This is a genomic window from Bacillus sp. SRL543, from assembly GCF_984799205.1.
The window spans coordinates 809,334-822,913 of sequence record NZ_OZ481794.1 but is presented as its reverse complement, the minus strand read 5'-3'; the positions used below and the strand labels follow the sequence as shown (position 1 = coordinate 822,913).

9 protein-coding genes, 1 pseudogene and 1 riboswitch are annotated in these 13,580 nt (G+C 41.8%); of the genes and pseudogenes, 2 read left to right on the top strand and 8 right to left on the bottom strand.

Annotation, left to right across the window (positions count from 1 at the left end; genetic code table 11):
- The first annotated feature begins 104 nt into the window (after window positions 1-104).
- On the top strand, window positions 105-1,658 hold the full coding sequence (locus AC4E8B_RS04335) for an ABC-F family ATP-binding cassette domain-containing protein (RefSeq protein ID WP_094769308.1): 1,554 nt from the start codon (window positions 105-107) through the stop codon (window positions 1,656-1,658).
- Between the two features lie 202 nt (window positions 1,659-1,860).
- Here AC4E8B_RS04335 and AC4E8B_RS04330 read toward each other — a convergent pair whose 3' ends face one another.
- Together AC4E8B_RS04330 and AC4E8B_RS04325 are read right to left on the bottom strand one after the other, a co-directional pair.
- Window positions 1,861-2,364, bottom strand: a complete 504-nt coding sequence (locus tag AC4E8B_RS04330) for a DinB family protein (RefSeq protein ID WP_490217247.1) — start codon at window positions 2,362-2,364, stop codon at window positions 1,861-1,863.
- Window positions 2,365-2,482: 118 nt separating this feature from the next.
- Window positions 2,483-2,986 (bottom strand): annotated as a pseudogene (locus AC4E8B_RS04325) (IS1595 family transposase); the annotation flags it as partial.
- Window positions 2,987-3,074: 88 nt separating this feature from the next.
- On the opposite strand from AC4E8B_RS04325, the gene AC4E8B_RS04320 reads away from it, so the two are divergent.
- A complete protein-coding gene (locus AC4E8B_RS04320) occupies window positions 3,075-3,902 on the top strand; it encodes a hypothetical protein (protein ID WP_490217246.1) in 828 nt (275 codons plus the stop codon).
- 154 nt (window positions 3,903-4,056) lie between these two features.
- Here AC4E8B_RS04320 and AC4E8B_RS04315 read toward each other — a convergent pair whose 3' ends face one another.
- The 6 genes from AC4E8B_RS04315 to rlmD form a co-directional block, all read right to left on the bottom strand.
- The gene (locus tag AC4E8B_RS04315; RefSeq protein WP_490217245.1) at window positions 4,057-5,076 is read right to left on the bottom strand and encodes an ABC transporter permease; all 1,020 of its coding nucleotides are present in this window, start codon (window positions 5,074-5,076) and stop codon (window positions 4,057-4,059) included.
- Complete coding sequence (locus AC4E8B_RS04310) at window positions 5,045-6,583, bottom strand: sugar ABC transporter ATP-binding protein (protein ID WP_490217243.1); 1,539 nt, start codon at window positions 6,581-6,583, stop codon at window positions 5,045-5,047. The genes AC4E8B_RS04315 and AC4E8B_RS04310 overlap by 32 nt, the downstream gene beginning before the upstream one ends.
- A gap of 65 nt (window positions 6,584-6,648) precedes the next feature.
- Window positions 6,649-7,731, bottom strand: a complete 1,083-nt coding sequence (locus AC4E8B_RS04305) for a sugar ABC transporter substrate-binding protein (protein ID WP_490217241.1) — start codon at window positions 7,729-7,731, stop codon at window positions 6,649-6,651.
- A gap of 142 nt (window positions 7,732-7,873) precedes the next feature.
- Window positions 7,874-8,038, bottom strand: a riboswitch (SAM riboswitch).
- A 267-nt stretch (window positions 8,039-8,305) separates the two neighbouring features.
- Window positions 8,306-10,711 (bottom strand): S8 family peptidase, encoded by a 2,406-nt coding sequence (locus AC4E8B_RS04300; RefSeq protein WP_490217239.1) that lies wholly within the window; start codon window positions 10,709-10,711, stop codon window positions 8,306-8,308.
- A 17-nt stretch (window positions 10,712-10,728) separates the two neighbouring features.
- A complete protein-coding gene (locus AC4E8B_RS04295) occupies window positions 10,729-11,727 on the bottom strand; it encodes an AAA family ATPase (protein ID WP_490217237.1) in 999 nt (332 codons plus the stop codon).
- Between the two features lie 446 nt (window positions 11,728-12,173).
- Window positions 12,174-13,568 carry a 23S rRNA (uracil(1939)-C(5))-methyltransferase RlmD gene (gene rlmD, locus AC4E8B_RS04290; protein WP_490217236.1) on the bottom strand — a complete coding sequence of 465 codons (1,395 nt, stop codon included), beginning with the start codon at window positions 13,566-13,568 and terminating at the stop codon, window positions 12,174-12,176.
- Window positions 13,569-13,580: the final 12 nt, after the last annotated feature.

Here is a 13,580-nt window from a genome sequence, read left to right as displayed (position 1 = left end):
CTTATTTGGGACCACATTTTGCACATACAATAACTTCAAGTACAAAATTCAGCCTAAATCAAGTAAAATATCCACTAGAGGCATTTATACATGGGGGTAAAAAAATGAGCGTATTATACGTAAAAGATTTAAGTCACGGCTTTGGTGATCGTGCGATTTTTAATGATGTGTCTTTTCGTCTTTTAAAAGGTGAACACGTTGGACTGGTTGGGGCAAATGGTGAGGGTAAGTCTACTTTCATGAATATTGTAACCGGCAAGCTGCAGCCCGATGAGGGCAAGGTGGAGTGGTCACGAAAAGTCCGCGTTGGTTATTTAGATCAGAACTCTGTACTTCAAAAAGGGACGACGATGCGAGAGGCTTTGAGTACTGCCTTTCAATATCTGTTTGATGCTGAAGCAGAGATCAATGAACTTTATGGAAAAATGGGTGATGAAGGTGCTGATATCGAGGCACTGCTCGCTGAAGTTGGAGAGCTGCAGGAAACGCTAGATAGTAACGATTTCTATCAAATTAACTCAAAAGTTGAGGAAGTTGCGCGCGGTCTGGGATTAGACGATGTCGGACTGGATCGGGATGTAGATGATCTCAGCGGCGGGCAGCGTACGAAAGTTTTGCTGGCTAAGCTTTTGCTGGAAAAGCCTGAAATCCTATTGCTGGATGAGCCTACGAACTATTTGGATGAACAGCATATCGAATGGCTGAAGCGCTATTTACAGGAATATGAAAATGCCTTTATCCTGATTTCACATGATATTCCATTCCTGAACAGTGTTGTTAATTTGATCTATCATATGGAAAACCAGGAATTGAATCGCTATGTTGGTGACTATGATAACTTCTTAAATATACATGAAATGAAGAAGCAGCAGCTGGAGTCAGCTTATAAGCGTCAGCAGCAGGAAATTGCCGGTTTAAAGGACTTTGTCGCCCGTAACAAAGCCAATGTCGCGACTCGTAATATGGCGATGTCCCGCCAGAAGAAGCTCGACAAAATGGAAGTGATTGAGTTGGGGAGAGAAAAGCCGAAGCCGGAATTCCATTTCAAAGAAGCCCGCGCAGCCAGCCGCTGGATTTTCACAGCAGAAGATCTTGTTATTGGATACGATGAACCACTGTCCCGCCCGCTGAATTTAAAAATGGAACGCGGACAAAAAATTGCCTTCGTGGGTGCAAACGGTATTGGTAAGTCTACTCTTTTAAAAAGTATCCTTGGGCTGGTTAATCCGATTTCGGGTAAAGTCGAACGCGGTGAATATCAACACCTCGGTTATTTCGAGCAAGAGGTCAAAGAGGCCAACTATAACACTTGTATTGAAGAAATCTGGAGCGAATTCCCAAGCATGAACCAGGCTGAAGTCCGCGCTGCTCTGGCAAAATGCGGATTAACAACCAAGCATATTGAAAGTAAAGTCGAAGTCCTGTCCGGCGGCGAAAAAGCCAAAGTGCGCCTGTGTAAAATATTAAACACAGAAACGAACTTACTCATCCTGGATGAGCCTACCAACCACTTGGATGTCGACGCTAAAGAAGAACTAAAGCGTGCTCTAAAAGCCTATCGCGGAAGCATATTAATGGTATCCCACGAACCTGATTTCTATCGCGAAATTGCGACCGATATTTGGAATTGTGAGGATTGGACTACGAAGGTGTTTTAATTATTATTGGGGTACCTAGTGAATTTGGAATAATTCGCTTAGGTACCTCTTTTTTATTGGCCAACATTTTTTCATAAGAGATCTTTTCATTTTTCAGTTTGGCTCTGTTAAACTTCAATGTTGATAATAGGCCAAAATTAAGGGAAACCCTATGTCTATTAGGTTTCCCATTCTTATTATAAACGAACTGTTAGTAATAATATTAAAGTGGTGGATTTTCCACACCTAAGTGAATCCAATCTTCTTTTGGTGGTCCATAAACCCCAAAAGGTTTGATTCCAGCTTGACGCATAAGAATTGTAACTTGTCCACGATGATGAACAATGTGCTTAATTAGCCCCATAAAAATTTGAGCATTTGTTTCTTCTCTGCCAAATGCAGTTTGTACTTCCTTCAAGGATTCGTCTGTCCATTGTTCTTCAATGACTTTAATTGCAGAAGAACTTACATGTTTAAATGTCTCAGCAATTTCTTTAGCTGAGGTAGGGACATTATTTGCATTTTCTACTTTGTCTACTTTCAGCCCGAAATGAGCTAAATACTCTGGAATATTTGTTGTAAAATGCCAAACAATTCTTCCCAATGTACGACCTTCTGGGTAAACTTTTTGATTCAATGAATCATCAGTTAAACCTTCCAAAACCTTTTGAGTTAGCGTCGTTTCCCAATTCCATTCTCTAATAAAGTCTGCAATCGTTACATACATATACAATACCTCCATAATCACATTTCAGTGATTTTTTATTTCTGAAAACACATTATAAAACGTTTGTTCGTATTATTCAAATTTCCTTCTTTACTATCGTTTGTTTGTTTAGTAATTGTTACACATTGAATTTCGACAGTCGTAAACTGTCATATGTGTCTGTCATTTCAAATACAAATGATGTTAATAGAAATTCTTTAATATGCTGATTAGTGCTTTCGTTACTACGACTATCAACAAATAAAAACCAAGCAAGGTAATTATCGAGATATTTTGTTGCCACTCCTTTAAATCGGTCTATCCATTGTTTCAAACGAGAATGGAGAGCATTGACATTTTGTATATGATACAAGCCCTGAATAATGTGTTTTCCACCAACTGATTTAATTCGGTAATGTTCTAAACCCTTTTCTTTTGCATAGGTTTTATAGGCTCTCCAAGCATCCGTAACAAGCACATTTTTATTGGATAGTTTTGAACCAATCAAGGCATCGACTTTTGGCTTTACAATACGCCCCATACAAGCAACTTTGACGGTTGCTTTTGTTCGGTCTCTGGCAACGAGAACACAAACCTGTTCGTGGCTAATTCCCCTGTGCTTAGATTTACCGCCACGTTTACGCAAAGAAGGTGCCTGACCCTACACGCTTTAGAAAAGGACGCTGCTCGTGTATCTATTGATACTGACTGGATGCAAGAAGGAGGATACCATGTCCGTTGAATTGAATTATGGAAAATTTGAGATTCCAGAAAGGCTGGAAGAAGTCATTCATTTGCAAAAAGACTTGGATAAGAAGGGGCTGCTGCCATATGGGGATCTATTAGGCCTTTATTATGATTATGAAGGCGTTGATTCCAGATATTTGAATACGCCGCTTGATGTTATATCGTTTGCAAGGCCTGGCATAGACGGAATTCATTTCGGTTTCCTAACAGATTTCGGAAATGTAAGTGACTTACATAATGCTTACATTGTGAGGGTTTCTCCCATGGATTTTGACGACCCGGTAAAAATTGTGGCCCGCAATCTTGAAGACTTTCTGAGTATTGCTGTCTATACTCCGCATGTACTGGACGCCATTGAACTCTCGTCAAGCCCTGAAGACGTTGAGAAATACTTAAAACAGAGCGAAGAAAACAGCGACGAAAATAGAAGAACTGTTGTAAAAACCGTTCAGGAAGCTCTTCAGCTTCAGCCAATTGACTCTCTATCTTATTATTTGCAAAAAGTAAATAATGAGCGTGAAGAATCTGTACAATTTAAGACGGAAGATGGGCTCAGTGTGGTGAGCCATATAGAAAATAACGCTGAAAAGACGCACTCACCTTTTCAATTGGAAAGAGGACAGACATTAGACTTAACTCGTGTACGAGCCTTTTTCGAACATGCCCCCCTCCCTTTAAAACTCGTGTTCCTCAGGGATGCACAGTCAAAAGCATTGCTATTCGACCATGAGGAAGTAAAAGCTTTTCTTAAAGAAAAGCTTTATCAAATGAATCTAAAAGATGAAGCGGAAAGAATATCCTGGCCGGAATAATGAATTTGAGCTTTCCGCTCTGCAGCATTATTAACCTGGCCTTTGATGGGGGCAGTCCTATAATGGACCTCCAATTAACCCTAAAAAGCCTAACCCCCAACACGTTAATGCCTTAGTGCGCCGGGGGCCAGGCCTTGTTATCTCATACCAATCATCAACTGGCACTCTTCATTTGTATTTTTGAACGCGCTGATTTTTTAGCACTGAGTCGGAAATAGGTGACCGTGAGTGCAAGGACGAGGACTGTGCCTTTTACAATTTCAAATGCGTAATATGGTAAATTCAGCATCGTCAGCCCGTTGAGGAGCACTCCTATTAAAGCTGCTCCAAAAAACGTGCCCAGCGCATTTGGTTTTCCTGCTCCAAGAACAGAGAATCCGACGAAGACAGCGGCTACAGCCTCCATCAGCAAGGAAGCTCCGGAATCTATTTGTCCAGAGCCAACCCTGGACGCAAAGAGAATCCCTGCCAGTGATGCAAAGATCCCTGATACTACATAAGCAAGGGTTTTCACCTTATTCACATTGGTTCCTGACAACCGGGCTGCCTCTGCATTCCCCCCGGTCATATACAGGATTCTTCCCCACCGGGTTTTATTCAGTACCACGTAAACAGCAGCCACCAATATCAGCATTAAGATCACGGGGACAGGAATTCCCCATAGTCTTCCCTGCCCAATCCAAAGGAAATTTGGATAAAACTCTCCAGGCGCCTTTCCTCCAGTAGTCAATTCCATGTGGCTGTAGATAGAATATCCCTCAGTGTATGTGCGGTGCATGCCTGAAATGATATACATGACCCCTAAGGTTGCCAGCAGATCGGGTATTTTAATTTTTACAATAAGAAGGGAGTTAAACAGCCCCACCGCGGCGCCTGCCAAAATCGGAAGAATCAGGACTGCCCAAAGCGGGAGCTCAAACCATACCATCAAAGAAGCTGTTAAGACCGTCGCAAGGGACATCGTGGATCCTACCGACAAATCAAATCCATCCACAATCAGGGTAAATGTCACTCCTAGAGCCAGCAGGGTGACAATGGAGATGGAACGCAGAATATCGGATATATTACTGTAAGAAAAAAAGGCCGGATTTACGATGGTGAAGTAAACCAAAATCAGAGCCATCAATAGGATGGCACCATATTTATATACAAACTGAAACACTTGGCTGCTCATCACTTTCCTCCTTTCCCCCGCTCGCATATAGCAGGATTTTTTCCTGTGTGGCCTCTTCCCTTGATAATTCTTTTACAATTATCCCGTCATACATCACTAAGATTCGGTCCGAGACAGTCAGGATTTCTGAAATTTCACTAGTCAGATAGAGAATACCCTTCCCCTGGTCGGCAAGGCCTTGGATAAGGTCGAAGATTTCCTTCTTTGCACCAATGTCCACGCCTTTGGTCGGTTCATCGAAAATATAGAGGTCACTGTCTGCTCCTGTCCATTTTCCGATCGCCACCTTCTGCTGGTTTCCTCCGCTTAAATGGAGAACCGGATCCGTTGTCCCGCCTGTTTTAACACCCAGGTTTTTAATAATTTTTTTCGCGTGGCTTTTTTCCGATTTTTTATTCATGAAAAGAAAAGAGGAAAACGATTTTAGATGAGGGAAAGAAAGATTATGTTCAATCGACTCATTGATAAACAATCCTTCTTTCCTTCTTTCTTCCGGGATTAAAACCACACCGGCACGTATCGCATCCGCAGGGCTCTTAAAGGGACCTATTTCCCCATTCATCTTCATTTCACCTGATTCTGTTTTCGTAAGGCCGAACAAAATTCGTGCCAGCTCTGTTTTTCCTGCTCCAACCAGCCCTGCGACTCCTACTATCTCTCCTCTTGAAACCGAAAGACTGGCATTTTTCACTAACCCGCCATCACTTATCCCATCGACTTCTAACAGTTTCTTCCCCGGTACCGTTTTTTGTTTTTCTGTGATTTGAATGTCTTTGCCAAGCATCGCCTCGACAATTTCCTGATGGGTAGCTTGTGTTGTTTTAAAGGTCTGAATGGTTTCACCGTCTCTCATGACGGTAATCCGGTCACTTATTTCAAATACTTCCGGCAGCCGGTGGGAAATGAAGATGATGCCCATCCCCTGCGCCTTCAGCTTTCTCACAACGTTAAAAAGATACTTTGTTTCCTCGATCGACAGCGGGGCAGTCGGTTCATCCAAAATGATGATGCCCGCCTCTTTGACAAGGCATCTAGCAATCAGTACCATTTGCTTTTGAGCGAGGGTCAACTCAGAGACATATTGGTCTACAACTATTTGCTCTTCATTCAGGAGAGCAAGAATTTCTTCTGCTTTTCGCTTCAGCTCCTTTTTTGAGACGAAAAAACGGTTTCCCCCGGCAAAGGAATCAAGCAGAATATTCTCCGCCACTGTCAGCTGCGGCACCAGTGCTGTATCCACCTCCTGGTAAACACAGTGGATGCCCAAATCCTTCGCCTCTTTTGGTGAATGGATAGTGACTGGCTTTCCGTTAATATAAATATCTCCTTCATCATGGCTGTAAGCACCCGCCAAAATTTTAATTAGCGTACTTTTACCCGCACCATTGGCTCCCAATAAAGCATGTACTTCTCCAGAGGCCAAATGCAGTCCAGCTCCCTTCAAAGCCTTTGCTGCACCAAAGCTCTTGGATATATTTCTCATTTCAAGTAGTGATGCACCCATCATGCTGCCTCCTTTAAAAAGGAAAACATCAGGCGGCCTTTAACCTAAGGCTGCCTAATGTCCCTCTGTTATTTCCCTTCTTCCAATTCCTTCAGGGTTTCGGTATATCCCTGGTCGCTGTTGCCCCATCCTTCCACGTATTCATTCAGCTCCGTGGTTGTGATTTGCTCTTCCGGGAGGTCATCTTTTGATACGAACACCGGTGTTAATTTAACATTGTCAGGAGTCTCTTCTCCGGATAATTTTTGATAGGCATAGCGAACCTGTATTCTGCCAATATCCTTTGGATCAACAGCTGCAGATGCCACCCAAGGAGAATTCTTGTCCTGAATCATTTGCAGGTCTTCATCACTCATATCGATTCCGTACACTTTGATATCTGTCCGGCCGGCCTGCTGGATAGCACGGACCGCTCCTTTGGCAAATTCATCCCATGCTGCCCAAACCGCTGTAATCTGCCCTTTCTCCGGATACTGCTTTAAAATGGCTTCCATTTGTGACTGAGTATCCAATGCTGTATTCTGCGTCGCTGCTCCAAATGCGGCGACCTCTTTAATCCCCGGATTCTGTTCAAGGAATTCCTTATAGGCAACTTGTCTTCGCTCCATCGGCGCAAAGCCGGCTACCCATATCTTAACGATATTTGCATTTCCATCTGAGTCCTCAGCCAGTCTCTCAAGAGTGCTTTTTGCCATCTGCTGATCACCCTGTTCAAGCACGGTCACACCCGGTTCACTAACCTCTGCGTCAAAGGCAACGACCGGAATTTCTTTCTCGATCGCCTTTTGGACTCCGGCCGCCAATGCTTCTTTCGTGCCATGGTCTATTAAAATAGCATCAAATCCCTGGTTGATCGCTGCGTCCAGGTTTGAAGACATTTTCGCCAGGTCACCATCAGAAGTAAAAACTGTGGTAGTTCCGCCGAATTTCGTAACCTGCTCCTTCACACCGTCAATATATTGAGCAGAAAACGTACCAAGATTTTGCTGCATAATTAATGCGATCTTTTTATCGGCAAGCTGGTTTTCACCATTGGTTTTATCGGCCGCCGCCTCTCCCTCGGTGCTGACGCCTGTCTTTGGCTGGCACCCTGCTGTAAGCAGGATAACGACAAAAATACTTAATAGAAAGCTCCATTTTTTATTCTTCATTTTCTCTCTCCATTATTGTTTTTTTTTATGCTTTTGCTTTAAACCCTTTGATGCTGACCTGTATATCACTCCTTTTATGACATAAAAAAGCCTCTTTCTACGTAGAGAAAGAGGCTGAAGATTATCTATCGAATCTCCACACCTCTTATCTCCCAGAAAAGAAAAATCTCCTCTGTTGGAATTAGCACCGTGCCTTAAAGGTATTTACATACCGGCGCAAATCTTGCTGCGCCCCGTTTCACAACGGAATTACGGTCGGTTGCTGGGCTTCATCGGGCCAAATCCCTCCGCCTGCTCTCGATAAGAGTTGAAAGCTTGCTATTAATCTTGATTACCTTTGCTGAATATTATCATCAAAATTAAATGTACGCAATATGTTTTTTTAATTTTGTGAATTTTTATGAAAGGAGTACATGTGGAACTGGGCCTGAAATTTAAGATAAGCAGTGATTAGCGAAAAGAGATGTTGTAGGATTAGGTGCCTGACCTCACACACTTAAAAGCTTTAACAAGTATATATTGTGGGGTCAGGCCCTTAATTCCTAAAACGTTGTACATTATTTAGAATTTGCACTTACCAGTCAATATCAACAGATACCATATTTTCAATTGGAACATAAAGGTTTACAGTTTCATCGTCTGTTATTACTGACACAATTAATGAATAATCAATTGAAGGGGTAGGTCTTTCTTTTACTTTGTCTTTCCACCACCCATGCTTCGGAAAAATGGCTATATATCCACAACTTGCAAGCTCTGCAGCAGTTGTTGTCCATCGATCAGATTGTACTGTTCCCCTGCTCCGAGCAACAGAACCAACATCCCAGCTAATGCCACTTTTAAATCCTTTTTCATCCCCATCTCTTCGATCTTTATTTACTCTCTTAAAAAATTCATCATCACTTTCTGCAGGGCCTTGTAATTCCCAAGATAACGAAGCACCTTCGTACGCTTTAGTATAATGTTTTGGATTAGGCTCTATAAAAAAAGATAAAGTTACACGTAACTCCACTTCAGTAGACCCTAACTCTAAAAGGACCTCTTCTGGCCATGGAATCCTGTAAAAGTTCATGTCTCGTACTTTATTCTTTTTCCCCTTAACTACTTTTTCATAGCCTATCTTAATATTATCTTCTGCAATAAGAGTTACAGCGGAGTTAGCAGACTTACAAGCAAGTTCTAAGTTAGGAACTCCATAGCCAAATGCTCTTAATCTATCAATCTTTTCAGGGAATTGTTTTTTCATCTGATCAGACCAACTTGCAGAGTGAATTAAAAGACCTCTAATAGTTGTAGGTAAATATCTAAGATTGTACGACCATATAGTTGCTAACATTTTGGCTGCTTGAGGAGCTGCCATACTTGTTTGTGCAGTATTTACAAATAAATTATCGATAAAATTTTTACTAGTAGAGAGCAAACTTAGACCTAAAACATCCCATTCCCAAAGTGGTTCATTTACAAGGACATTTCCCGCTTCAAGGACAACCTCTGGTTTAATTGCAAACCTTGCTGGGCCTGTTCTACTATGAGGTGAAATTCCTTCATTACTCACTAGTACTTCGTAGCCTTCATAATCACCAGTAAGTGGAGGAGACTCCATTAGATTGGTAATACCCCCAACCGTTATTGCATTTAATGCTTGTGCAGGATCGTCAACTTGAGATGCTAAATTCCTAGTAGGATATCCTACTTTATCAATAGGTTGTACATTACCAGCAGCAACTGTCATTAATCTGCCATTTCCATCATTATAACAAATTGAATCGACCGCAGATGACCATGATGTTGGTTTGCCGTTAAGTGTATCCTCATGTGTTGCTCCAATAGACATGTTAAAAATTCTTTTATAGCTGGGATTTGCATCTTCTACAACCTTTACAGCATTTATTGTTGTTCCACCCCATAATTCTTCTGTACCCGTACCACCTAAAGGAATTTTTACAGATTCTAAATGGTTTGTTAACTCTATTTGCTCACCTTTATATAATATGTTTGTTAAATCCCCATAACCCGCTATCCCAGCGACTTCGGTACCATGACCTATAGAATCTCCAGTAGTTGGTGACGATGGATCAATACTATGCAAACTATTCGGAGGATAAAGGGATTCAAGTAAAGGATGTTGATTGTTTACACCAGTATCTATAACTGTTACCCTCGGTGCATTATCAGATGGATAAACTAATGATTTCATTAACTCTTCAATATCAAAAGAATCTGGTCCTGAGTTAGACATTTCCTGTATTAATACTCTTGATGGACTATGAATTTCTGCTATCACATCGGATTCATTTACGATTTGTTCCAGTTCACGACGAGTAGCTTGTAATAATAGAACTTGCCTTTCTCCAAACTTAATTACATTATTAAGATTAGCATTTAGGTTGTTCTTTTGAATAGATTTTCTAAAATTTTCAATATTTTTATTTGCTATATGTAAGTCAAACGTGCCGCCTAAAAGCCATATTTCCCACCATGCCCTATTTTCTTTATTTTCTTCCCAATAAGACATTTCCCCAACATATAATTCTTCCAATAGAGTAGAGCTAATGCTTTCAATACTTGCTACTAAGTCATTATGTTTTGGCTTTTGTTTTTTTGTATTCTCACTCTGGTATTCATAAAGTTTCTTTTCTACTACATCAAAGCTCCCTTCAGGAACTCTTGCTACCGCAAAAGGGATACTATCTTTTTCACCTTTAATTAAAACCTCGATACCAGATTTTTTATCTCCTATTGATTCGGCTTTTAACTCAAAGTTTTCTTTTCCCGAGAAAGTAACCAATTTTGATTCTTTTTTCTCATTCATTTTGGCTACATTTTTCAATTCGTTTAATTCTTTCCTAAGCCTTATAACGTGTTCTTCCCGCTTTCTTTCAGGAATATTTAGTTTCGTTGGATTTGTTTTTGGTGATTTAAAGTTTTCAATTTTGACATTTCTTAGGTGTAAATGATCTAAGTTGTAGTTTCTCCCCATTTAACTACACCTCTTTATTATTTAATATTTTCACTCGGGTTCATTTCTTTTCTTTGTTTAATTGACCAATAAAGGATTTCCTCTGACAACTTATTCTCATTATTCAAAATAGTGCTTTTTAGTGCTTCTTGTAATGCCTTGTGAATCTCCGCATAGCTTAACCCTTGACTAAGCTCACCAAGTTTACTGTAATCATTTATTTCTTTAGGGAAATTTTTCATTTTATTCCTTAACATTTTTACTGAAGTTTCCTTATCTGGTTTTGGAAAATAAATTACATCATCAAATCTCCTGAACAGTGCAAAGTCAAGTACTTCACTGTAATTAGTAGCAGCAATGACAAGACTCTTTGCAGAAAAATTCTCTAATAATACAAGAAAAGTACTTAAAACCCTTCTGACTTCACCAACGTCTCGTTGATCTCCCCTGGTTGTTCCAATAGAATCAAACTCGTCAAATAAATACACTCCAGGCGTATTCTCCATCGAACTAAATATTTCTCTCAGATGTACAGCCGTCTCTCCTAGGTACCTAGAAATAAGCCCTTCTAATTTCACTACAAACAATGGTAATCCTAACTCACTTGATAGGACCTTAGCAGCCATTGTCTTACCGTTACCAGGTGGACCGACAAGTAAAAGTTTTTTCTTGTAATCAAGCCCATAAGAATTCAGAAGACTGTGACTTCTCCATTCTACTAATATCCTCTTAAGACTTTCTAAAGTTTTTGGGTCTAAAATCATATCATTCAATTTTTCCTTGGGATAATATGATTGCAAAAGTTCAGACATCGCCCCACTTGGAAGTGAGCTTTTAATTTCAGGTAGTGGTTTACCAGCATACTGACCAATTACAGGAGTAACATTATCTATAAGTTTCCTTATATCGTTTGCTACATTTGAATGTCCTGCTGAAGCCTCTTTAGCGGCTATTTGTAATGCTACCTGTCTAAACTTGTTATTGTCCCCGTTGATATGGGCTTTAATTAAAGCTTTTATATACTCAGCTTTAGCCATTTACACCATTCCCCTCATTATGCACGAATGGATTTACCATGCTTATAAATTTCCATAAAACTACATTACATCCCTTTTTTATTAGCCAATAACCTCTGTTATGTCTATATTATATGTTTTATTACTAATATTGACGAATAAAATAAAAAACATTATCGTTTTCATTAAATAACATAATCCTTGGTCTTTACATAGGATTATGTGCCTGACCCCACACACTTTAAAAGCTTTAACATGTGTAGGTTCAAGCATAGGGACCTTATTACTAGATCGTTTCTCATTTTCACTAACTGATAAGTAAATTTTTTTCTTTGTAATCTAGTAAGATTTCTGTGAAAAAGACCAGGGAATGGGTAACTGATCCCACCCACTAATTATTCATAGCCTTTCCGCTTATCCCCAGCAATACTCCCCCTATGTTTTCCATAAAAAAACAGGTCCCCTCCTCAGGAACCTGCTCCACTCCTCAATACCAATTCACTTACCACTTCAACATGCGCCGTCTGCGGAAACATATCCACCGGCTGCATATACTCAACCCTATACTCCGGATCCAGCACCGCAATATCCTTCGCCAATGTAGACGGATTGCAGGATACATAAACCACCTTCTTAGGCTTCACCTTCAAAATCGTTTTCAGCAGCGCCTGGTCAAGTCCAGTTCTTGGCGGATCGACGACGATAACATCCGGTCTCCAGCCTTCTTTCATCCATTTCGGAAGCAGGACTTCGGCTTTGCCTGTTTCGTATTTGGCGTGTTTGATGTTGTTGCGGGCGGCGTTTTTCTTGGCGTCCTGGATGGATTCGGGAATGATGTCCATGCCGCGGACTTCGCCTGCCTGGTCGGCGAGCCAGAGGCCGATGGTGCCTACGCCGCAGTAGGCATCTGCTACTTTTTCTTTGCCTGAGAGGCTGGCGGCTTTTTTGACTTCGTTATAGAGCTTGACGGTCTGCTCGGGGTTGAGCTGGAAGAAGGTCCGGGCAGACAGCTCGAAGGACAGGTCCCCGAGTGTTTCCTGGATGTATTCTTCCCCGTGCATATGGCGCGTTTCTTTTCCGAAGATCAGGGATGTTTTTTCGCCGTTGATGTTTTGCATGATTGATTTGACCTGCGGCAGCCTTTTGGTGATTTCTGTGATGAGCTGCTCTTTTTTCGGCAGGTCCTTGGTTGATGTGATGATGACGATCTGGAGCTCGCCGCTCTGGATGCCGGTCCGGGCCATGATGGTGCGGACGGTTCCTTTTTTCGTCTTTTCGTTGTAGACGGAGATGCCGAGCTTGTTCATGACCTTTTTGACAACACCGATCGCTTTGTTGGTGTGCGGATGCTGCACGACGCATTGCGGGATGTTGATCAGGTTATGGGAGTTGAGCCCATAGAGGCCGGCGATGATTTTTCCATCCTCCTGGCCGACCTGGAAGGCCGCTTTGTTGCGGTAGTTCCACGGGTCCTCCATGCCGATTGTGTCACGGATATCGAGACCAGCAACCGGAAGCTTGGTATGGCGCTCGAGCGCCTGGATGACGATGTCGCGCTTTTCCTGCAGCTGCCGGTCATAGCGGAGATGCTGCAGCTGGCAGCCGCCGCACAGCTCATAGACCGGGCATGGCGCCTGGACGCGGTACTCGGATTCTTTGCGGATCGTTTTGATTTTGGCTTCGGCGAACTTCGGGCTCACCTTTGTCGCTTCGACGACGACCTCTTCGCCAGGCAGCGCACCTGGTACAAAGACGACCTGCCTTTTAAAATAGCCGACGCCCTCGCCATTGATGCCGAGCCGCTTGATTGTGAGCGGGAAGGTCTGTTTTTCTTGTATTTTCACGGTTTGTTCGTTTTTCATCGTGCTGCTTCA

What these genes read in the sequence shown, in the direction of transcription:
- AC4E8B_RS04335 (WP_094769308.1), top strand. Translation starts at nt 105, where the DNA reads ATGAGCGTATTATACGTAAAAGATTTAAGTCACGGCTTTGGTGATCGT.
- AC4E8B_RS04330 (WP_490217247.1), bottom strand. Translation starts at nt 2,364, where the DNA reads ATGTATGTAACGATTGCAGACTTTATTAGAGAATGGAATTGGGAAACG.
- AC4E8B_RS04295 (WP_490217237.1), bottom strand. Translation starts at nt 11,727, where the DNA reads ATGGCTAAAGCTGAGTATATAAAAGCTTTAATTAAAGCCCATATCAAC.
- AC4E8B_RS04320 (WP_490217246.1), top strand. Translation starts at nt 3,075, where the DNA reads ATGTCCGTTGAATTGAATTATGGAAAATTTGAGATTCCAGAAAGGCTG.
- AC4E8B_RS04310 (WP_490217243.1), bottom strand. Translation starts at nt 6,583, where the DNA reads ATGATGGGTGCATCACTACTTGAAATGAGAAATATATCCAAGAGCTTT.
- rlmD (WP_490217236.1), bottom strand. Translation starts at nt 13,568, where the DNA reads ATGAAAAACGAACAAACCGTGAAAATACAAGAAAAACAGACCTTCCCG.
- AC4E8B_RS04300 (WP_490217239.1), bottom strand. Translation starts at nt 10,711, where the DNA reads ATGGGGAGAAACTACAACTTAGATCATTTACACCTAAGAAATGTCAAA.
- AC4E8B_RS04305 (WP_490217241.1), bottom strand. Translation starts at nt 7,731, where the DNA reads ATGAAGAATAAAAAATGGAGCTTTCTATTAAGTATTTTTGTCGTTATC.
- AC4E8B_RS04315 (WP_490217245.1), bottom strand. Translation starts at nt 5,076, where the DNA reads ATGAGCAGCCAAGTGTTTCAGTTTGTATATAAATATGGTGCCATCCTA.